The following is a 19,970-nucleotide window of genomic DNA, read 5'->3' as shown; positions in this document are numbered from 1 at the left end:
CCTATTTTACTTTGAAGAACAACTTTGGAAAAAGTTCCTCTGGTTCCTTGTTACTAAAATTAAGCAAGATCGTGGATTTAAGGAAACCGATGCCGTATCCCGTAAATTGAATCAAGGCTGCAAAAATCGATAACTGGGCTACCGCTATATTTTTGGTTTTGAGCAAGGCATCAACAAGCAACAGAAAAAAGTAGCACCCGTAAAGCATCAAAGGCAGATAAATCCCAATAAAGGTCAAGGCAATGGACACAACCAACCCCAACATGAACAGTGTGGGGAACCAATAGGTCAGTTTTGCGGTTCCAGGGTGCCACTGGTTCAGGATGGGCCTAACCATCCCAAATTTGTTTACTTGGGTATAAAACTTGTTCCAATCAATACGGCGCTTGTGGTACACATAGGCATTGGGGAACAAACGGGAATCAAAACCCGCCTTCCAAATGCGAAAACTCAAATCGGGGTCCTCCCCTGGGTGAATACGTCCAAATCCACCTGCTTTCTCAAAGGCCACTCTCGAAATACCCATATTAAAGCTCCGCGGTTGAAATTTGCCCACGGATTTCTTTCCTCCCCTGATACCCCCAGTGGTAAAAATGGAGGTCATCGCATAATTGATGGCCTTTTGGACAGTACTAAAAGATTGGTCCGCGGCATCGGGCCCGCCAAAGCAATGAACAAAATTATTTTGAAGCTCCCTATCCACCTCAACCAGGTACTGAGGAGGTAAAATACAATCCGAATCTAGGATAATAAAATAATTCCCCTTGGCTTTTTGCATGCCAAAGTTCCTGGAATCCCCTGGGCCAGAATTGGCTTTGAAATAATAGGAAATATTCAGGTTTTTACGAAAGCTATCCACAATGTCTTCCGAGCTTTGCGTCGACCCATCTTCCACAATAACCACCTCAAAGTCCCCGGTGAATTCTTGGGCACTTAAGCTTTGCAGCAATTCCCGAACTTCTTCGGGCCGATTGTACACCGGAACTATTATGGAAATTTCTATGTTCATCCCAAAATACAAAAGCCACCCTTGTACAAGGATGGCTCCTGCTATTGATTTTGTGTTTTACTCGCTAAATTCATCGATTACCTCTTGGCTCACTCCCGTATTGGAGAAACCTCCATCGTGAAACAGGTTTTGCATGGTCACTTTTCGGGTAAGGTCAGAGAAAAGACTCACCGTATAGTCCGCACAGTCGGCTGCTGAAGCATTGCCCAAAGGCGACATTTTTTCGGCATAATTGATAAAACCACCAAACCCTTTAACTCCTTGTCCAGCTGTGGTAGGAGTTGGGGATTGCGAAATGGTGTTTACCCTTACTTTCTTTTCTTTTCCGAAGAAGTAGCCGAAACTTCTTGCCACGGATTCCAGATAAGCTTTGTTATCGGCCATATCGTTGTAATCTGGGAAGGTTCGTTGGGCGGCCATATAGGTCAAGGCCACAATACTGCCCCACTCATTCATGGCATCGGCCTTAAAAAGCGTCTGCATTACTTTGTGGAACGAAAGGGCGGAAACATCCCAGCCCTTGGTGGTAAAATCATATTTTTCGTCCGTATAGGCCCTCCCCTTTCTTACGTTAACCGACATTCCAATGGAGTGAAGCACAAAATCCAACTTCCCGCCCAAGATTTCCATGGATTGGGTCACCAAATTTTGCAGATCTTCCTCATTAGTGGCATCAGCCGGAATAATTTCGGAGTTTGTCTTCGCAGCCAATTCATTGATTTGACCCATTCGCATCGCTATGGGAGCGTTGGTCAGTACAAATGTTCCACCTTCCTCGTGAACGCGCTCTGCGGTTTTCCAAGCAATGGAGTTTTCATCCAAAGCTCCAAAAATAATTCCCCGTTTACCTTTTAAAAGATTGTATGCCATTCTTCTTGATTATTGTTGGTTTAGCGGCAAAGATATTTATTCTAATCGATTTTTCTTCCTTTGGAAGAAGTAAGATGGTCGGACCAAAGATTACTGTAGCAATTGCTTGGCATGGGCCAATGCAGATTCCGAAAGTGTCTTTCCTCCCAGCATTTCGGCGAGTTCCCTTACCCGTTCCTCTTGGGTAAGTTTTTTCATTTGGGTGGTGGTGCCCATCACATCTTCTTCTTTGAACACCTTGAACTGTTGGCGGCCCTTAGAGGCTACTTGGGGTAAATGCGTTATGGAAAACACCTGCATGGTCTGTCCCATCTCTTTCATGATCTCCCCCATCCTATTGGAAATTTCACCGGAAACCCCGGTGTCAATCTCGTCGAACATCATAGTGGGTAGTTGCTCGTATTGGGCCAGTATTGCCTTTATCGTAAGCATGATCCTGGAGAGTTCCCCCCCGGAAGCGACCTTTTTTAACTCCCCGTATTCCGAGCCCTTATTGGCCGAAAACAGAAATACCAAATCGTCTTTTCCGTTTACTTTGAAGGAGTCTGAAGGATTTATGGCTATTTTGAAAGTGGCAGAGGGCATGCCCAATGCATATAGATTTTCTTGAAGTGTACTTTTCAATTTGGGTATCACAGCATTTCTAGCATCCCGTATTTTGATTGCCCAGGTTTCCACTTCCTTGGTCTTTTGCTGAAGTTCCTGTTCTTTCTCCCTGATTTTGGATTCAATGTTTTCCACCGCATCCACTTTGCCAGATAACTGGTCTCTCACGGCAATTAACTCCAACACGGTGCCCACCTGATGCTTTTTTTGGAGGTCGTACAGCAACTGGAGTTGTCCGTTGATGGTTTCCAAACGGTTCGGGTTCGCTTCCACCCCATCCCTTAGGGTTTCCAGTTCCCCGGCCACATCATCCATTTCAATAAAGATGGACTGCACCCTTTCATTTAATGATTTGTAATTATCCCCGTAATCGGACAAATGCTGGAAGGCTCTTTTGAGGTCGGCCAATTTTCCCAAGATGCCCATTTGCTCGTCATTCAAGAGCTGGTGCCCAAGGGACAATTGTTCCATGATTTGCTCCACATTGTTCAGCTGCTCATATTCCGTTTCCAAAGACTCCTGCATCCCATCTTTTAAATTGGCAGATTCCAATTCCTTCAACAAAAAACTGTTATAATCGTGCTCTTTGTTGGAGTTGGCCTGAAAATCCAGCAGTTCCTCCAATTCATTTGCTGCCTTTTTATAAGCCGACAAATGAACCCGGTAGCCAACAAGGTTATCCTGATTATCTGCCAGGGCATCCACTACCTTTAACTGAAAATCATTTTCGGTAAGTCGGAGTGTTTGGTGCTGTGAGTGCACATCCACAAGGCGTTCCCCAAGACCTTTCATGACGTCTAAGGTTACGGGAGAATCGTTCACAAAAGCCCGGGATTTTCCACTAGGCAAAATTTCGCGTCGCAAAATGGTGTGATTCTCGTAGTCCAAGTCATGATTGGCAAAAAAATGTTTCAAGCTGTATTTGGAAACATCAAAATCCGCTTCTATGATACATTTCCGCTCCTGATTCTTAAGAGAAGTCAGGTCGGCCCGCTTTCCCAACACCAAAGAGAGTCCGCCCAATAAAATGGATTTACCGGCTCCGGTTTCTCCAGTAATTGTAGTGAATCCTTCCGCGAACGACACGTTCATGTCATCAATCAATGCATAGTTCTGAATGGAAAGATTTGTAAGCAATTTGACGGATTTTCCCCGTAAAGATATGGCTCTTTGGAGAAATGGGCTAGTAATTTATTTCGTTCCAGGTACTGGAATAAAATGGAGCTACGCGATTGAGGGTTTCCTTGAGTTTTACAATGTCCACCTTGGGTCCATCCGAGAAGATATTTCGGATTTCCTCCGATTTGGCATCGAAAAACGTCTGGATCAAAAAGGCATTGGGCCTACGCTTGATCAAAGTTTCAAACAATCGCATACTTCCCGCTACCACTTGCTTTCCGGTGCTGTTGTTGTCTCCAAGTATATCCAGTCCCTTTCTATGGTAGTTGTACATGGCAATACGATACTCCCTAAAAGAGTTGCTCATCAGATTGTCTACCAGTTCAAACCTAGATCGTTCCCCAGTTTCTTGGCTCCATCCAGAAAAATTGGAACCCTGGGCCTGGGTTACAATATTTTGTGCTTTCCGGAACATATCGTCCCCACCCTCCAATGAAAAAGTATCAGCGTCCAAACCTAGAATCACATAAACGTAATAGGAAATTACCCCAACCAAATTGGAGTCAAAAACATTTTCGTTGTACACCAAGGGTTGGAATTCCTGATACTGGAAATTGAAAGCGTTGTCTTTATAATTAAAAATAGGACTCTCGTAAGAGGTGTTGAATACCGGTCGGGATGACTGGATTTGGATATTGGCCTCGAATCGGTCAGACTCGTATTGGGTTACCGTAATGAACATCCGGGCACTCACCCTTTCGTTTTCCTTGTAGGTTCTATCCGTCCATTTGCTCTTGTTCACAAAATCGTTGAGGGAGCGTTCCAGGGTTCTAAAAATTTGCTGGTTGGTCTGCCCCACTTGGTCGGAGTTGACCGTAATGGTACAATTGAGTTCTTGGGCAAAAGTGATTTGCGACAACGAAAGCGCTAAAACAAACAGTACAAAACTACGCATGGATTCTGGAGATAATTTCTTCCCAAATATCCGAAGCCACTTCCGGCTTCGTCTTCAATGCAAACGTTTTTATCTGGGAATTCTTATCAATAAAAGTGATTTTGTTGGTAGACCCCCCAAATCCGGCTCCTTCGTCCTTTAAGGAATTAAGGACAATAGCATCCAAGTTCTTGCGCTCTAGCTTGCCCTTGGCGTTCTCCAATTCGTTTTGGGTTTCCAGGGCAAATCCCACTAAAAACTGTTTGTGCTTCTTTTCACCCAAGGAAAACAGGATATCTGGATTTCGTTCCAATTCAATATGAAGGTCCCCATCCTTCTTTTTCATTTTTTCCTTGGCTATGTGTTTGGGTCGATAATCCGCTACGGCGGCGGCGGCAATGGCCACATCCACCTCCGAAAAATGTTGATGGCAAGCATCGAACATTTCTTGGGCCGAAGTAATTCGTATGACATCCACAGCGTCATGCTCCAGATTTAAATTGGTAGGGCCAGAAACCAAGATTACCTTGGCACCTAGATCTGCAGCACGTTTTGCGAGCTCAAAACCCATGGTACCCGAGGAGCGATTTCCCAAAAATCTAACTGGGTCGATGGCTTCCTGGGTTGGTCCTGCAGTAATCAAAACCTTTTTGCCATGAAGCGGCAGGTCTTGCACCAGATCATTTTGAATAAAGGCCAGAATGTTCTCTGGTTCCGCCATGCGGCCCTCGCCATGCAGCCCACTTGCCAATTCCCCAGACTCTGCTGGAATCATGGTATTTCCGTAGGAAACCAATTTGTCCAAGGAGATTTTGGTGGAAGGGTGCTGGTACATATCCAAATCCATCGCGGGAGCAAAATAAACCGGACACTTGGCCGATAAATAGGTGGCCAACAACAAGTTGTCACAGATTCCCTGCGACATTTTTGACAAGGTGTTTGCTGTGGCCGGGGCAATGATCATCAAATCGGCCCACAGGCCCAACTCCACATGATTGTTCCAGGACAAACTGCCATCCTCTTCGTTCACAAAATCCAATAAAACGGGATTTTTGGACAAGGTGGACAGCGTAAGGGGGGAAACAAAAGAGCCGGCACTCTGGGTCATTACAACTTTGACCTGGGAACCAGCTTTTATCAATAACCTAACAAGAAATGTGGTCTTGTAAGCGGCAATTCCCCCAGTAACTCCCAAAAGGATGTTTTTACCGCTAAGCATTTGTTAGGCGTCTTTCTCTGTGTTTCTGTAGTAGATTTTGTCTTCCAACCACTCCATAACTGCAAGAGCATGTGGTTTTGGAAGTTTTTCATAAAACTTGGAAACCTCAATTTGTTCCTTGTTTTCGAAAACCTCCTCCAAGCTATCGCTATACGTGGCGAACTCTTCCAATTTCTCCAACAACTCCTTCTTTATTTCGGAGTTGATCTGGATGGCACGCTTGGATGCTATGGAAATGGCCTCATAAATATTGTCCGTCTTCTCGTCAAATTCGTTCCTGTTATGGGTAACTGTGGAAACGGGAGCCTTGGTGTTTTTCAAATCTTGCATACACGGATTGTTTAAACTGTTATTTGGAGCTGGTATATACGCTCAGCTCTTTTTGTATTTTCTCGGACAGGTCGTCCGCTTTCTTTTTAAATTGGGATTCCGGAAAGTACCGCATCAAATTGTTATAAGATGACATGGCTTCTTCCAAACGTTCTTGTTTTCTGTTTTCGGTACTGTTAACAGCAAGGTTGGTCGCTGCCTCAATTCTATAGTACAATGCCTCTTCCCTATAAATAGATCCAGGATTATCCGAGATAAAATTGTCCAGGGCGGTTATGGCGGAGATCAATATTGGATAATTAAACTTACCCAGTTTGTTGAACTGTTTTGCAACCTCGATTTGTTTTCTTTCCTTTTTGGAGGTCAGCTCGCGAGCCATGGCATTGGCTTCCTCAAAAAACTCAGATTCAGGATAGGTATTGATAAATGTCTGAAGTTTTGCCAAGGCCTTGTCCGTATCGGTTTGATCCAAAGAATAAGCCGGGGACAATTCGTAGTAACTCTTGGCTCCCAAAAATGAAGCTTCCTGAATTTTGTCACTCCTTGGGTATGACTTCACAAATCTTTCAAACTGATAGCCGGAAAGGTAATAGTCCTTTGTCTTGAAATAAGAATCGGCAAAAAAGAACATGACCCGTTCGCCCTGTGGTTTCCCCACATAACGCGGAGCGATTTGTTCGAACAATCTTTTCGCCCTTTTGTAATCCCCTTCTTCATAGAATTTTTGAGCCATATCATATTTGGCCTTAACATCCTCGTTTTTAAGTACTTTTTGGTACTCATTACAGGAGGTTAACAAAATTAGGGCTGAAAGTAATGGAAGAATCGACCTCATTTTCAAAAACATTTTGCAAAATTAGTGATAATCAACGGATTTAAAAAATAGAAAACCACTTCCAAAAATAAGTCGCTGTACCGCTTCCTGCCAAGGTTTTGGCGAAGTTTTAACTTTGGTTAAGCATGCACCCTGTTAAAGGATTTTAAGAAGTCTGCAATCCTTTTCTTAAGTCCTGGGGTTGCTTCCATCAAAGGGAGCCTGACTCCTGCGGAGCATAAACCAAAAGTTTCGAACACGGTTTTAATACCCGCTGGGTTGCCCTCTTCAAAAATCAGCTGCATGGCAGGAAGCAATGCATGATGGATCTCATAGGCCTCATCTGTATTTCCGTTACTTCCCAATGCAATCATTTTGGAGAATGCCGCTGGAAGCCCTTGGCCCAAAACAGAGATTACCCCTGCCCCGCCTGCCAAAACAGTAGGTAGTGCCGTAAAATCATCACCTGAAATCACCAAAAAGTCCTCCGGCTTTTCTTTCATGATCTTATCTATCTGGATCATGTCCCCACAAGCTTCTTTGATCGCTACAATGTTGGGGATATCATGGGCCAAACGCACCGTGGTCTCGGGCAGCATATTGCTCCCTGTTCTCGCTGGAACGTTATAGAGTACGATGGGTTTGGGCGATGCATTGGCGATAGCCCTAAAGTGTTGGTAAATCCCCTCTTGGGTGGGTTTATTGTAGGCCGGTGAAACCGACAATATGGCCGTGAACTCAGAAAGGTCCAAAGTGGTCAAATCCTCAATTACCGCTGCGGTGTTGTTCCCGCCAACCCCAAGTACCAGCGGAAGTCTGCCGGCATTGGCCCTAATGGCCACATCCATCACCAACTGCTTTTCCGCTTTGGAAAGTGTTACCGATTCGCCTGTGGTTCCTAAAATCACCAAATAGTCCACACCCCCTTGGATGTTGTGCTCCACAATACGTTCCAAAGCACTGGTGTCCACCGTGAGATCATCCTTGAACGGGGTTACCAATGCCACACCCGTTCCCATTAATTGTTCCATTACAATTCGTTTAAAACCTTTAAATACTTTTTTAGTTCACTTTTGAACAATTCAAAATCATTCAAGGACGTATTCAAGATCAAATCGTTTATTTTGGGGTCCAATGTTGCAAATCCCACTTTCAGGCGCGCCTGGGTTTTTACGGATAACAACTTCATCATCAAATTATCCTCCTGGTAGTAGTTGATCAGCATATCGTATTCCCTACCCAAAAACTCCAACACATAACCATTTTCTATGTCGCCTTTCCAGCCTAGGTCCTTGTCGGAAAAAATCTGGATGGCATAAGGTGAATTTTTATCGTATTCACGCTTATATCCAATGATCTTGATAGCATTGGGCCTTAGTTCATATTCGTCGATCAACTCATAAAAAACCTCAGCGTTTCCAAAATTGTCCACATCTACAATACACCCGATGCTGGTAATGCCCTTTCCACGATCAACTTCGGTCGTGGGTTTTTGCATTTCTTCTTGTAAATATTTTTGACCTGATTTTACCTTAAATTTATCCTGGAGCCCTCTTAAAAACATTATTTTTATGCATTTTTACAAAGGTAATTAATCTACCTCGACTCCTTAAACAAAGATACGCTAGTGAGTATTTTAAAAATCAAACAAATTGTTTTATTCTTAACAATTTGTGTTTCAATTTCCTGCAAACAAGGGAACCCAACGCTTTCGAGTATTGATGGAAGTTTACTAAAAGTAGATTCAACTTATAAGGCAGTTGATTCCATTTCAGCTTATGTTGCGCCATTTCGAAACCGGATCAACCAGATATTGGACAGTACCTTGGCCATTGCCCCAAAGGACATTATTTTGGATGATGGCCCTCGCAATACCTCCATGGGCAATCTTATGGCAGATGCGCTTTTGGAGGAAACCCGGCCCCTTTTTCATAAACAAACGGGAAAAGAACTGGATTTTGTGGTGATGAACCGGGGCGGTATACGTGCCGTTATTTCGGCCGGCAATGTTACCGCGCGAAACGCTTTCGAGGTGATGCCCTTCGAAAACTACATTTCTGTGGTAGAGCTGGATGGCACCGCCATGCGAAAATTAATCAGTTTTTTGATTGGATCCTCTCGGATACATGCGATTGCGGGGATGCAGATTATTTTGGACAAAACAGGCCATTTGGAATCCGTGAACATTAACGGCAGCCCTTTTGATGAAAACCGAAACTATTTTGTGGCCACTTCCGATTATCTCGTGCAGGGTGGTCCCAGTATCGGCTTTTTTAGCGATATGGTTTCCGTACACGACACAGGCTACCTGGTTCGCAATGCCATGATCGATCACTTTAAAAAGGTGGATACGCTAACCGCCCAAGTGGATGACCGCTTTATACAACTTCAATAAATGGAACGACGAAAATTTATATCGCGAACAGCAGCGGCCTCGACCTTGGTTGGACTTGGGGGACTAAGCCTCAAATCCTGTGCTGGACTGGGCAGAAAACACATCACTATTTTGCACACCAACGATGTGCACAGCCATATAGATCCTTTTCCGAGTTCCCACTCTCTATATGCCAATTTGGGCGGGGTGGCCCGAAGGGCTAGTTTAGTGGAACAAATTCGCAATGAAAACCCCAATACCCTCTTATTTGATGCGGGTGATATCTTCCAAGGTACCCCCTACTTTAATTTTTATGGCGGGGAATTGGAGTTTAAGCTGATGAGCAAGCTGAAATACGATGCCGCCACCATCGGCAACCACGATTTTGACAATGGTGTGGACGGGCTATTGGCCCAGGTTCCGAACGGCACCTTCGATTTGCTTTCCGCCAACTACGATTTTTCCAATACGGTTTTGGACGGTTTTGTAAAGCCCTATAAGATATACCAACTGGATGGTATTAAAATCGGGGTCTACGGATTGGGTATTGCCCTAGACGGGCTGGTGACCAAGCGCTTGTACAAAGAAACTGTGTACAACGACCCCTTTGAGTTGGCTTTGGACATGGAACGTCAACTAAAAAAAGAAGAGCAATGCGATTTGATTGTTTGTCTTTCCCATTTGGGGTACGAATATGAAAACCCACAGCGACCCTCTGATATTAAGCTTGCACAAAACACCTACCACACCCAATTGATCATTGGCGGGCATACGCATACGTTTTTGGATAAACCCGAGATTCGCACCAACCTAAACGGCGATGCTGTATTGGTAAACCAAGTCGGGGCCTACGGGCTAAACTTGGGCCGTATCGATTTTTATTTTGACTCCAAGAAGAATGTTTCCGCGAATGGGGTGAGTATTTCTGTGTAAACCTTATCTCAGGGTCAGTTCGAGTGTCCCGAATGAAATTCGGGATATATCGAGAACCACTTACCCACGGGCTGTCGTTATTGCCAGTTTCAAATTGATAGCATTAAACGCCACAACCGCAAAATAGCCGTGGCCTTGGTACCAATTCTATCTTTCTATTCTTGTATGCTAATCTACAATCCACTAGTTTTAATCTAGCTGTAGCAGCGTTTTTATAAAAATTGAGAAGCATGTGTTCTTTAGAGTCACAAAAGTTAATCACCTCCGCAATTATCAGTATCGCCGTTAAAAGACCAGCCCTTGGAGTTGATTAAATTATTCCTTGCAGTATCCGCAATCAAGCCGCAATAATCCAAATTAAGGGCCCCAACCGTAATTCCGTTTGGCATGTTCGCCACATTATCATTCCAGCCCATAATGGAGTATGAATACATTTCTGCATCCATGCCAGAATTATCCAACATGGACACCATTCCTGGTGCGACTAACCCACTTAAGTCCCAACTACCCAAATTTTGGTCAAATTGAGATGCATTTCTGAACATGTAAGACATATCGGTTACATTCCCAAAATTCCAATTGCTTAGGTCTTGATTAAATTCCGAAGCTCCCTGAAACATGGCCCTCATATTGGTGACGTTGTCCACAGTCCATCCACTTATATCAGCATTAAACAGAGAAGCGTTTTTGAACATTCCTGCCATATTTTTTACTTGCCCAACCTGCCAATTGTTAATATTTTGATTAAACGACTCAGCAAAGTTGAACATATAGCTCATATCCTCAACACTGCTTACTATCCAATTGGAGATATCGCTCTTGAAATAGTAAGCATAGGCAAACATATTGCTCATATCCTTTACATTATGCACTTCCCAGCTGCTTATATTCCCATTAAATTCAAGAGCGGAACCAAACATTGCAGCCATAGAAGTTACCCCGCTTACCGTCCAATCATTAAGGTTTTGGTTGAACACCAAAGCTGAGTTGAACATATTACTCATATTGGTTACCTTGCTCACCTTCCATGCACCAATGTCCTGATTAAATGACTCCGCATAGTAGAACATTAAACTCATATCGGTTACGTTGTCCACATCCCAAGCTCCAATGTTTTGGTTAAATGCGGATGCCACCTGAAACATAGCTTTCATATTGGTAACATTAATGACATCCCAATTGGTGATATTGCCATTAAACACTGAAGCATATGAAAACATCCCTTCCATGTTCTGAATGTTGGTCACAATCCAATTACTTAGGTCTCCATTGAATTTCTCCGCACTGTTGAACATATAAGACAAATCAGTAACCTGTGAAAGGTTTGGAGCGTCCTTGGCATTGTAGACCATATTTGTGCAACCTGTGAATGCATACGAAAAATCTTGCCATTCGATATCTCCCCATTGCTCAATACTTGAAAGTTTGGGAGCGGAGTCCGTCCCTCCCAACTTCAGCCTTGAGAATGTGCCTCCAACAGCCACAGTATAATCTCCAGGTTCGTCATAGATATGACTTGGTGCGGTGGTGCCAACATAAGTTCCTGTTGTACCATCCCCCCAGTCTATTTCGCAGTTGTACTCCCCATTTTCAATGTCCCCAAAGCTTATCGTTTCATTAGTACTGTCGATAGACCAAGTTGTAATAAACGATGAAGATAACTCTGGAAGGGAATCTGCGACATTTAATAAAACAATGGTAAAATCCGTATCCACTATGTTCTCGCCATCTGATACTCTTACCCTAACGGTATGTGAAGTTGCTGTTTCATAGTCAAATTCCTCCCCGGCTACTTAGGACAATTCGCCGGTTTCCGAAATTTCAATAAGTTCTATTTGAGAAACAACCGAATATTCCAACGTTTGTTCCTCCGGGTCGCTTGCATTTACAATTCCAATGGTTTCAGAGTCCAAAATATCTTCTGAAACCTCAAATTCCAAAACTTCATTGTTCACCGTTGGCGCTTGATTGGTTTCCTCTTCTGCTTCCGTTACATTAATGGTCACAGCCGACTCAGATTCGGCCGTATGCTCATCAGTTACCGTTACGTTTACCGTGTGTTGCGTAGCCGTGGCACGATCAAATTGTTGTCCGGACTTAAGCTGTAGATCGCCATTGGCTGTAATTTGGAACATGGTCTCCGATGCATCAAGCGAAAAGAAAAATTCGTCACCGTCGGGGTCGGTAGCCTCAATAGTTGCAAAAGTCGTCTCTTCGGTAGTGTTTTCAGGTGCATTAACCGAAGTTGAAGTTATTTCCGGGGCTCTGTTACTTTTACCATCGTCATCTTTTCCACAGGAGGAAAGTGCGAAGACAATCGTTAGGGCCCAAAATATAATTTTCTGCTTCATGGTCTATTATTTTATAGTGAACCATAAAAATGCCCTCTATTTTACATTTATATCCGGGCCAATTTATGAATGCCCCTTTTGAATTGATGGATGCCAGCTTTGGGTTGATAGAACACCAAGACTGCCATCCATACACAAATTCCACCTTCTCTTACACCGCCCTGCATTTGCACTAGGAAAATTCTTAACTTCATTGAGTTGCGGTTACAAAATTTCCTAAAAATCAGAGCAATGGCACATTTAGAGAACTCCAAATTTATCATTAAGAACTCCTTAAAAATTACATTTGCAGGTTTTCCTGATGCTAAAATCTTGGAAAATGAGACCTCCAACAAATGGGTACAGCATCTGTTGTTCGGTGACCGCATTGTTATTTTGGACACCGAAATAGTCAACGAACGGGTACGGGTAAGCTGTAGGAATAAAGTCGGATGGATTCCTGTGGACAAAATCCAGCAAAATCAGATCTTGGAAGTGAATTTTGTGGATATTGGCCAAGGCGACGGGTGCCATATGGTCACTCCTGATGATGAACATTACCTTATCGATGCCGGGAAGGGAGACAATATGTTCAGGTATCTCTACTGGCGTTTTAATTTGGATGAAAACGACAACCTCCCCATGCAATTCAAGGCGGTGGTGAGCCATCCGGATAATGACCACTATTTGGGATTTGCCGATATCTTCGATAATCCCGTTATCCAGTTCGACAAAATCTACCACAATGGGATCGTGCATCGGCCGGTGGACCACACCAAGGGATGGAACACCCAATTGGGCAAGGTAGAGGAGCTTTCGGACGGCAAGGAATACCTGTTATCCCTGGAACTCACGGATAATGCAATCAAATCCATATTAAACGACCCCAATAATTCTTCCGGAACGGGATCCCAATATCCGAAGACCATGGCAAAGGTACTCTCGCAACCGAATCAACCGGAATTTGTCGCGCTCAACGATCAAACGGGATTTCTCCTAGGAAATGGAGGGGACAATGAGTTTACATTGGAAATCGTGGCCCCAATTCTGGATCAACAAGACGGAAAAACAGTGCTTCCTTACTTGGATGGTAACAACGGAAAGACCAAAAACGGGCATTCCGTGCTATTGATGGTGAAATATAAAAAGCTCAGGGTTATGCTGGGCGGGGACATTAATGAGGAAGCCGGGGAGTACATCAATGCCAAATTGGGCGCTAATGCAAGCTCAGTGTTACAGGCCGATATCGCCAAGGCGTGCCACCATGGCAGCCATTTGTTCAGTTACGAGTTTTTGGAGAACATCAACGCCTTGGGCACGGTTATCTCTAGCGGGGACGATGAAAACTATAGCCACCCCAGACCCGATACCTTGGGTGCCATTGGACGAACAGGGTTCAGCAAAAAGCCATTGATCTTTAGTACAGAATTGGCGCGGTCCAACAAAGATTTTACTTCGGCCACCATTCCCGAGTTGGTCAAGAAATACCAAAAGTGGGAGGAGGCTGAAAATGCCTATGCGGACTTTCTTGAAAATTTTGTGGATACTTCCGCCAACCAACAGGTTTTGGCTCAACTAAAGGAAGATAAAATCAAAAAATACAAGGAAATCAACTCCTATTTAACGCGTTACGGGATGATCAGTTTGCGCAGTGACGGGGATAAAATGGTGATGGCCCAAAAATTGGAAAGAGATGCCCGAAGCGGAAAGTACGATATCTACAAATTTGAGTTTGATGCAGGAGCGCAGCGGTTTATACGAATGGACTAGCCATGCAAAAGGGATTCCACCATCACTTTTAGCTCCTCCTCCAAACTAACCTCAGGAAAAGGTTCCCCAGCTTGTCGGTACCAATATCCGGCATTCCACCTGTCCCCTTCTTTGCGGTGCAGGTAAGCGTGTATCCAACTGCCCATGGAAGTATGCAGGTCCTGCGCGATATCGTGTGATGCGTTCCAATCCCCCTTGGCATCGTACCAAAGTGCCCTCAAGGCATCGGGCCATGACTCTGGTGGTTGTGGTTTCCCTAAAGTCTCCTGAAAATGTTCGTAATCAAGGGGTGTTTTCATCCTTAATATATTGCGGCCAAGCCCGATAGGCCAAGATACCGCCGCAAACCATGATAAGCAAGTGATAGGGTGTTTCAATTTCGATGGTAAACAATTTTCCCAAGGCGAAGAGCAACACCAACATGGCCAAAAAGGTAAAGAAGCCTGAAATTTCGTGTTGTTTGGTAGTTACTTTTCTGTTGAAGAACACCTTGGACACCAAACCGCCCAATAAAAAATTCAACCAAATAAGAGCGGTACGATCGTTCTTAATCACCTCACTAAAAGTCGGGAACCCCCGATCTTCCAGGCTCACCAAAACAATATCTATCACAATCATGATTCCCAGAAGCGAGGCAATCACAATTTTAATGACCCTTAAGGCCTTTTTATTTTGTTCTGATAACGATTTCATGAGCTATAATTCATGGACCAAAGCAGATGGCCGTATATCAACCCTAAAACAAGTAATAAGCTTAAAAACCAAATTGGCTTTTTAAAATCAACCAAGCGGGCAAAAATATAGGTTGCAATGGCAAGTCCGAAGAGAATAATCACCGGATAAAGTGAACTGGACATTTGAAAAAAGGTGTTGGTGGTTCCCAAAAACAGGTGCCCCAGAATGGCTCCCAAGGCAAAGGGGATAATAAACAGCTTCTTTTGGGATGCTTCTAGTAAGATGATATTGGAAGTATCATCATCAATACCGTTTACGTTCAAGAAAACCTCCAACAGAACGTACAAAGCGGCAAAGACCGCCATGATGGTTGTAACGATTTCATAGGTTGCTTCCATTGCTTCAATTTAAGGAAAAAACTGACAACAATAAAATCAGTTGGTAGCTGCAGGGCGCAACCAAGTATCGGGATTTAAATAGAACATTTTTTTCCATCCCTGTACAGCCTCGCTGTCTTGCAGCCATACATAGGGAACGGGTGTGGTGATGGCATAATGGAGATGTGGGGGTTTGCCGACAGCATTTCCAGTAGTACCCACAGTCCCCAATACCGAACCCTGTTTTACCGGCTTCAAAGGAAAAGTTTGGATCTCCTCCAAGTGGGCATAATAGTGAAACCGCCATTTGGGACCCAATACCATCACGGATTTTCCGCCTTTACCTCCCTCGTGGGTATACACAACAACACCATGGGTTGAAGCTATTACAGGAGTTCCTTTGTCCGCAAAAATATCTATGCCCTTGTGGGTAATGGAACTGCCCCAAGGATAGGCCCAAAACGATTTTTTATCCCAACTCGAGGTAGAAGCATCCTGCACTGGAATTATCATGGAATACGGAAGCAAAAAACCTATCAGTAAAATAAGTAAGGGGACCCAAAACCATTTTTTGATATACCGGTAACGCACCAGAAAGGCGAAGCTGGTCAATAATAAATACCAGAAACGTCTTGTGGTGTTGGTGATCATTCGGCCAGTTTGGACATAAACTCCTGCTCCGAGATAATAGGTACCCCCAAAGTCTCGGCCTTGGTCTTTTTACTGGGTCCCATATTGGCTCCAGCCACCAAAAAACTGGTTTTGGAAGAAATGGAAGAGGCTACCTTCCCACCATTGTCCTCAATCAGTTTTTTAAGCTCGGTCCTGCCGATGGACTCAAAAACACCGGAGACCACAAAGGTTTGCCCTTTAAGTTTTTCCGATTGGTTTTCCAGCTGTTCCTCGGAAAGCGAAAACTGTAATCCGTAGGATTTTAATCGGGATACGATTTCCACATTGTCTGAATTCCCAAAAAACTGCACCACGCTTTCGGCAATACGGCCGCCAATTTCATCCACTGCCACCAGTTCTTCCTCTGAAGCCGCAATCAGCGCATCTATATTTTTATAGGCTTTGGCCAGTTTTTTAGCCACGGTTTCCCCAACATAACGGATTCCTAAAGCGAACAATACACGTTCGAACGGAATTGCTTTGGAAGCTGCAACCCCGTTCACCAAATTCTCGGCCGATTTCTCCGCCATCCGCTCCAAGGGCATCACCTGCTCCTTGGTCAAAACATACAGGTCGGCATAGTTGGCAATCAGGCCTTCCTTAAATAATAGTTCCACGGTCTCACCTCCCAAACCTTCGATGTCCATGGCCTTTCTGGAGATAAAATGCTGGATGCGTCCCGTGATCTGGGTGGGGCAGCCGGTGTCGTTTGGACAAAAGTGTTGCGCTTCGCCCTCCTTTCGCACTAGTGGAGTCTCACATTCTGGGCAATTTTGGATGTATCGGGTCGGCATGGATGAGGCCTGACGCTTGGTAAAATCCACCGCGATAATCTTGGGAATAATCTCTCCACCCTTCTCCACAAAAACAGTGTCCCCTTCGCGGATGTCCAATTTTTCTATTTGGTCGGCATTATGCAACGAAGCCCGTTTAACGGTCGTTCCCGCTAGTAGTACCGGCTCCAAATTCGCCACTGGTGTAATGGCCCCGGTTCGACCTACTTGATAGGTAATCTCGTTTAATACCGTTAATACTTGCTCCGCCTTGAATTTATAAGCCATCGCCCAACGGGGAGCTTTGGCCGTATAGCCCAATTCCTCTTGATGCCGCAGATTATTGACTTTGATGACAACGCCATCGGTTTCATACGGTAGATCGTGCCGTTTTTCATCCCAATATTCCACAAATTGCATTACCTCCTCTGTGGTCTTGCATAATTTGGCCACGGTAGGAACTTTAAAGCCCCAAGCCCGGGCCTTTTCCAATACTTCAAATTGGGAGGTTATCTCCAAGTTGTTACCCACTATGCTATATAGCAAACATTCCAAGGGTCGTTGGGCTACCAAGGCACTGTCTTGCAGTTTTAAACTGCCTGAGGCTGTGTTCCTGGGATTCATATAGGCCTCTTCCCCTGCTTCCACACGATCTTTGTTCATTTGGGCAAAACCCTCCAAGGTGAGGATAATCTCCCCTCGGATATCAAATTTTGGTGGATAGTTGCCTTTTAACTGTAAGGGCACCGATTTTATGGTCTTAATATTGGTGGTGACATTGTCCCCTTGAAATCCATCGCCCCGGGTGACCGCGCGAACCAGTTTACCATCCTCATAGGTTAGGCTGATGGACGCCCCGTCGTACTTCAACTCACAGGTAAATTCCACATCCACATCCCCTAAAATGCGCTGGATACGTTTTTCCCAGTCTTCCAAGTCCTCCTTGGAATACGAATTATCCAAGGAATACATGCGGTGTTCGTGTTTTACGGTCTCAAAATTTTTGGTGACCGTTCCCCCAACCCGCAAGGTCGGCGATGTTGGATCATGGAATTCCGGATGTTCTTCTTCCAGTTTTTGGAGTTCCTTTAGCTTGATGTCAAATTCATAGTCCGAAATCGTCGGCTTGTCCAATACATAGTAATTGTAATTGTGTTGCCGGAGTTCGTCCCGAAGGGTTATTATCTTAGTTTCAATGTTCATCTATGTTTGTTCTTTTTCAATCCATTTGGGAATGGCCAAGGGTTGATATTGCTGCATTTGCCTTAATAGGCCTTCAATGGAGTTATCGACCAGAAGCATGTCGCGGTTTTCCTGTTTTAAAAACCCTTTTAATACCATATTGTCCAACAGTTGGAGCATGGGTTCGAAAAAACCATTGGGGTTCAATATTCCCATGGGCTTTTGGTTTAGGCCCAGTTGTCCCCATGTAATGATCTCAAATAGTTCTTCCAAGGTGCCATAACCGCCAGGTAGGGCAATGAATCCATCAGAGAGTTCATGCATTTTTAACTTGCGCTCGTGCATGGTATCCACGGTGATCAGTTCAGTGATTTTCGGATGAAAAACCTCTTTTCGCTTCAAAAAATGGGGAATCACTCCGATCACCTCGCCATTTTTATCCAAAGTGCCATCCGCCACCTTTCCCATGAGCCCAATTTTGGCGCCTCCATACACCAAGCCAATGCCTTTGGTGCCTAGCACAGTCCCAGTGGTATAGGCCAATTTCACAATTTTTGGGTCGCTGCCCTCACTGCTTCCACAAAATACTGCAATTCGTTTCATTTCCATTGGCCCTTTAGCATTCTTTCGTTTCCAAAAAGGTCTCTTCGGAGTTCAATTTCCAAAAAATTATGCGCTTCTAAAAGTGTTCTTGTTTCCTTTCCCAAATACTGGTTGGTTTCAAAATAAAGTCGCCCCCCTTTATTCAAATGGGTTAGGGCAAATTGCGTAATGGCCTTATAGAACAACAAGGGGTCTTCGTCTTTGACAAAGAGTGCCAGATGGGGTTCAAAGTCCTTTACATTTTTTTTGATTTCCTCTTTCTCCAATTCCCTTACGTAAGGTGGGTTGGATACAATCACATCAAAATCTAGTTCAAGAGCAAGTTCAGGGTTCAGGATATCTTGATGGATAAAAGTGACCTCAACTTCATTTTTTTTAGCATTTTCTTGGGCTACGTTCAATGCTTTTTCAGAGACATCAAGTGCATATACCTTGGCATCCGGTAGATTTTTGGCGAGAGCCACGGCGATACAGCCACTTCCGGTTCCAATGTCCAAAATTCTAATGTTTGATGTTTGATGCCTGATGTCCGATGTCTGCTTTTGAATATCGGAAACGACCCACTCCACCAGCTCTTCCGTCTCTGGTCTGGGAATCAGCACATATTCATTGACCATGAATTCCAAATCCATAAAATGGGCCGAACCAAGAATGTACTGCAGTGGTTTTTCTTGTTTGAGTTCAGCCAGTGCGGCAAAAAGGGGAGCTTCCTCCTTCTTGGTTAGCGTAATGTTTGGCTGAAGCACCAAAACAAACCGTTCCAAATTCAGATAATGCTCTATACAACCGTAAAAAAAGGAATCCACTTCCTCTTTGGGGTAAATATCCTGGAGTTCTTGATAAAAAATGTCCTTGATTTCCCGAAGCTGCACCTATATTTTCTTTAGCATCCAGACCGGACATGAATAGTGGCCCGTGTTACCCATGGGCTCATCAATATACTCAAAGCCATTTTTCTTGTAGAGCTTTTGGGCGGCTTCCATATAGGGCATGGTTTCCAAGTAGCATGCCTCAAACCCAAAAGTCTTGGCCTTTTCCAAGCATACCTCGATCATTTTGGAGCCCAGTCCCCTACCCCTGGCCTCCTCCAAAAAGTACATCTTTTGCAGTTCACAAACATTGCCCTCAAAATTGTCCAATTGGGCAATTCCGGCACAACCAATGATCTCCCCATTTTCTTCGACCACATAGTAGACCGCCCTTGGCACGTTATAGGCTGCATACATATCGTTGAGAGCTTTATCTTCATAAGCCGTTCCAATTTTCGGTGCGCCCATATCCACCAAAACCTTGCGGACCACCTCCGCTACTTGGGCATTGTCCTTGGGCTGTATCTCTCTAATTTCCAGCTGGGCCATATTGCGTTTTATTGTCCTATTT

The 19,970-nt window shown here is 44.3% G+C and carries 23 protein-coding genes; 3 read left to right on the top strand and 20 right to left on the bottom strand.

What is annotated here, in order from left to right; translation table 11 throughout:
* Position 1: 1 nt before the first annotated feature.
* The 9 genes from M3P07_RS04210 to M3P07_RS04170 all read right to left on the bottom strand — a co-directional run bounded on the left by M3P07_RS04210 (position 2) and on the right by M3P07_RS04170 (position 8,465).
* Positions 2-1,009, bottom strand: a complete 1,008-nt coding sequence (locus M3P07_RS04210) for a glycosyltransferase family 2 protein (RefSeq protein ID WP_249968644.1) — start codon at positions 1,007-1,009, stop codon at positions 2-4.
* Between the two features lie 57 nt (positions 1,010-1,066).
* A complete protein-coding gene (locus M3P07_RS04205; RefSeq protein WP_249968643.1) occupies positions 1,067-1,879 on the bottom strand; it encodes an enoyl-ACP reductase FabI in 813 nt (270 codons plus the stop codon).
* Positions 1,880-1,969: 90 nt separating this feature from the next.
* A complete protein-coding gene (gene recN / locus M3P07_RS04200) occupies positions 1,970-3,622 on the bottom strand; it encodes a DNA repair protein RecN (protein WP_249968642.1) in 1,653 nt (550 codons plus the stop codon).
* A gap of 46 nt (positions 3,623-3,668) precedes the next feature.
* A complete protein-coding gene (porD, locus tag M3P07_RS04195; RefSeq protein WP_249968641.1) occupies positions 3,669-4,559 on the bottom strand; it encodes a type IX secretion system protein PorD in 891 nt (296 codons plus the stop codon).
* Entirely contained in the window at positions 4,552-5,757 is a 1,206-nt protein-coding gene (gene coaBC, locus M3P07_RS04190) for a bifunctional phosphopantothenoylcysteine decarboxylase/phosphopantothenate--cysteine ligase CoaBC (protein ID WP_249968640.1), read from the bottom strand. Before coaBC ends, porD begins: the two co-directional genes overlap by 8 nt.
* A gap of 3 nt (positions 5,758-5,760) precedes the next feature.
* Positions 5,761-6,087 carry a DNA-directed RNA polymerase subunit omega gene (locus tag M3P07_RS04185; RefSeq protein WP_097046104.1) on the bottom strand — a complete coding sequence of 109 codons (327 nt, stop codon included), beginning with the start codon at positions 6,085-6,087 and terminating at the stop codon, positions 5,761-5,763.
* A gap of 19 nt (positions 6,088-6,106) precedes the next feature.
* A complete protein-coding gene (locus M3P07_RS04180) occupies positions 6,107-6,934 on the bottom strand; it encodes an outer membrane protein assembly factor BamD (protein ID WP_249968639.1) in 828 nt (275 codons plus the stop codon).
* Between the two features lie 107 nt (positions 6,935-7,041).
* A complete protein-coding gene (gene dapA / locus M3P07_RS04175; RefSeq protein WP_249968638.1) occupies positions 7,042-7,932 on the bottom strand; it encodes a 4-hydroxy-tetrahydrodipicolinate synthase in 891 nt (296 codons plus the stop codon).
* The gene (locus M3P07_RS04170) at positions 7,932-8,465 is read right to left on the bottom strand and encodes a DUF6913 domain-containing protein (RefSeq protein ID WP_249968637.1); all 534 of its coding nucleotides are present in this window, start codon (positions 8,463-8,465) and stop codon (positions 7,932-7,934) included. Before M3P07_RS04170 ends, dapA begins: the two co-directional genes overlap by 1 nt.
* A gap of 63 nt (positions 8,466-8,528) precedes the next feature.
* On the opposite strand from M3P07_RS04170, the gene M3P07_RS04165 reads away from it, so the two are divergent.
* On the top strand, positions 8,529-9,296 hold the full coding sequence (locus M3P07_RS04165; protein WP_249968636.1) for a 5'-nucleotidase C-terminal domain-containing protein: 768 nt from the start codon (positions 8,529-8,531) through the stop codon (positions 9,294-9,296).
* The gene (locus M3P07_RS04160; RefSeq protein WP_249968635.1) at positions 9,297-10,208 is read left to right on the top strand and encodes a metallophosphatase; all 912 of its coding nucleotides are present in this window, start codon (positions 9,297-9,299) and stop codon (positions 10,206-10,208) included. It abuts the gene before it with no gap.
* Positions 10,209-10,462: 254 nt separating this feature from the next.
* On the opposite strand, the gene M3P07_RS04155 is transcribed toward M3P07_RS04160, so the two are convergent.
* The 3 genes from M3P07_RS04155 to M3P07_RS04145 all read right to left on the bottom strand — a co-directional run bounded on the left by M3P07_RS04155 (position 10,463) and on the right by M3P07_RS04145 (position 12,753).
* Positions 10,463-11,923 carry a BspA family leucine-rich repeat surface protein gene (locus tag M3P07_RS04155; protein WP_249968634.1) on the bottom strand — a complete coding sequence of 487 codons (1,461 nt, stop codon included), beginning with the start codon at positions 11,921-11,923 and terminating at the stop codon, positions 10,463-10,465.
* Positions 11,924-12,001: 78 nt separating this feature from the next.
* Positions 12,002-12,559: a cadherin repeat domain-containing protein gene (locus tag M3P07_RS04150; RefSeq protein WP_249968633.1), complete on the bottom strand. Its 558-nt coding sequence runs from the start codon at positions 12,557-12,559 to the stop codon at positions 12,002-12,004.
* A 47-nt stretch (positions 12,560-12,606) separates the two neighbouring features.
* Positions 12,607-12,753 (bottom strand): hypothetical protein, encoded by a 147-nt coding sequence (locus tag M3P07_RS04145; protein ID WP_249968632.1) that lies wholly within the window; start codon positions 12,751-12,753, stop codon positions 12,607-12,609.
* 37 nt (positions 12,754-12,790) lie between these two features.
* Between M3P07_RS04145 and M3P07_RS04140 the strand changes: the two genes are divergently transcribed.
* Entirely contained in the window at positions 12,791-14,308 is a 1,518-nt protein-coding gene (locus tag M3P07_RS04140) for a ComEC/Rec2 family competence protein (protein WP_249968631.1), read from the top strand.
* On the opposite strand, the gene M3P07_RS04135 is transcribed toward M3P07_RS04140, so the two are convergent.
* From M3P07_RS04135 to M3P07_RS04100, 8 genes are read right to left on the bottom strand one after another with little or no spacing between them, the layout of a single operon-like run.
* Positions 14,305-14,607, bottom strand: coding sequence for a hypothetical protein (locus M3P07_RS04135; RefSeq protein ID WP_249968630.1), 303 nt, complete (start codon positions 14,605-14,607; stop codon positions 14,305-14,307). The two genes, M3P07_RS04140 and M3P07_RS04135, sit on opposite strands and share 4 nt — an antisense overlap.
* Entirely contained in the window at positions 14,591-15,001 is a 411-nt protein-coding gene (locus M3P07_RS04130) for a hypothetical protein (protein ID WP_249968629.1), read from the bottom strand. The genes M3P07_RS04135 and M3P07_RS04130 overlap by 17 nt, the downstream gene beginning before the upstream one ends.
* Positions 14,998-15,381 carry a hypothetical protein gene (locus M3P07_RS04125; protein ID WP_249968628.1) on the bottom strand — a complete coding sequence of 128 codons (384 nt, stop codon included), beginning with the start codon at positions 15,379-15,381 and terminating at the stop codon, positions 14,998-15,000. Before M3P07_RS04125 ends, M3P07_RS04130 begins: the two co-directional genes overlap by 4 nt.
* Positions 15,382-15,417: 36 nt before the next feature.
* Entirely contained in the window at positions 15,418-16,011 is a 594-nt protein-coding gene (locus M3P07_RS04120; RefSeq protein WP_249968627.1) for a M23 family metallopeptidase, read from the bottom strand.
* On the bottom strand, positions 16,008-18,008 hold the full coding sequence (ligA, locus tag M3P07_RS04115; protein WP_249968626.1) for an NAD-dependent DNA ligase LigA: 2,001 nt from the start codon (positions 18,006-18,008) through the stop codon (positions 16,008-16,010). The genes M3P07_RS04120 and ligA overlap by 4 nt, the downstream gene beginning before the upstream one ends.
* Positions 18,009-18,590, bottom strand: a complete 582-nt coding sequence (locus M3P07_RS04110; protein WP_249968625.1) for an LOG family protein — start codon at positions 18,588-18,590, stop codon at positions 18,009-18,011.
* Complete coding sequence (gene prmC / locus M3P07_RS04105; RefSeq protein ID WP_249968624.1) at positions 18,587-19,462, bottom strand: peptide chain release factor N(5)-glutamine methyltransferase; 876 nt, start codon at positions 19,460-19,462, stop codon at positions 18,587-18,589. Before prmC ends, M3P07_RS04110 begins: the two co-directional genes overlap by 4 nt.
* On the bottom strand, positions 19,463-19,948 hold the full coding sequence (locus M3P07_RS04100; RefSeq protein WP_249968623.1) for a GNAT family N-acetyltransferase: 486 nt from the start codon (positions 19,946-19,948) through the stop codon (positions 19,463-19,465).
* Positions 19,949-19,970: the final 22 nt, after the last annotated feature.

The organism is Flagellimonas myxillae, assembly GCF_023502235.1.
GTDB classification, from domain to species: domain Bacteria; phylum Bacteroidota; class Bacteroidia; order Flavobacteriales; family Flavobacteriaceae; genus Flagellimonas; species Flagellimonas myxillae.
This window is presented reverse-complemented; position numbering and strand designations above follow the sequence as displayed.

Coding starts and splice junctions, on each gene's coding strand:
- M3P07_RS04210 (WP_249968644.1), bottom strand. CDS start 1,009: ATGAACATAGAAATTTCCATAATAGTTCCGGTGTACAATCGGCCCGAA.
- M3P07_RS04205 (WP_249968643.1), bottom strand. CDS start 1,879: ATGGCATACAATCTTTTAAAAGGTAAACGGGGAATTATTTTTGGAGCT.
- porD (WP_249968641.1), bottom strand. CDS start 4,559: ATGCGTAGTTTTGTACTGTTTGTTTTAGCGCTTTCGTTGTCGCAAATC.
- coaBC (WP_249968640.1), bottom strand. CDS start 5,757: ATGCTTAGCGGTAAAAACATCCTTTTGGGAGTTACTGGGGGAATTGCC.
- M3P07_RS04185 (WP_097046104.1), bottom strand. CDS start 6,087: ATGCAAGATTTGAAAAACACCAAGGCTCCCGTTTCCACAGTTACCCAT.
- M3P07_RS04180 (WP_249968639.1), bottom strand. CDS start 6,934: ATGTTTTTGAAAATGAGGTCGATTCTTCCATTACTTTCAGCCCTAATT.
- dapA (WP_249968638.1), bottom strand. CDS start 7,932: ATGGAACAATTAATGGGAACGGGTGTGGCATTGGTAACCCCGTTCAAG.
- M3P07_RS04170 (WP_249968637.1), bottom strand. CDS start 8,465: ATGTTTTTAAGAGGGCTCCAGGATAAATTTAAGGTAAAATCAGGTCAA.
- M3P07_RS04160 (WP_249968635.1), top strand. CDS start 9,297: ATGGAACGACGAAAATTTATATCGCGAACAGCAGCGGCCTCGACCTTG.
- M3P07_RS04150 (WP_249968633.1), bottom strand. CDS start 12,559: ATGAAGCAGAAAATTATATTTTGGGCCCTAACGATTGTCTTCGCACTT.
- M3P07_RS04145 (WP_249968632.1), bottom strand. CDS start 12,753: ATGAAGTTAAGAATTTTCCTAGTGCAAATGCAGGGCGGTGTAAGAGAA.
- M3P07_RS04140 (WP_249968631.1), top strand. CDS start 12,791: ATGGCACATTTAGAGAACTCCAAATTTATCATTAAGAACTCCTTAAAA.
- M3P07_RS04135 (WP_249968630.1), bottom strand. CDS start 14,607: ATGAAAACACCCCTTGATTACGAACATTTTCAGGAGACTTTAGGGAAA.
- M3P07_RS04130 (WP_249968629.1), bottom strand. CDS start 15,001: ATGAAATCGTTATCAGAACAAAATAAAAAGGCCTTAAGGGTCATTAAA.
- M3P07_RS04125 (WP_249968628.1), bottom strand. CDS start 15,381: ATGGAAGCAACCTATGAAATCGTTACAACCATCATGGCGGTCTTTGCC.
- M3P07_RS04120 (WP_249968627.1), bottom strand. CDS start 16,011: ATGATCACCAACACCACAAGACGTTTCTGGTATTTATTATTGACCAGC.
- ligA (WP_249968626.1), bottom strand. CDS start 18,008: ATGAACATTGAAACTAAGATAATAACCCTTCGGGACGAACTCCGGCAA.
- M3P07_RS04110 (WP_249968625.1), bottom strand. CDS start 18,590: ATGAAACGAATTGCAGTATTTTGTGGAAGCAGTGAGGGCAGCGACCCA.
- M3P07_RS04100 (WP_249968623.1), bottom strand. CDS start 19,948: ATGGCCCAGCTGGAAATTAGAGAGATACAGCCCAAGGACAATGCCCAA.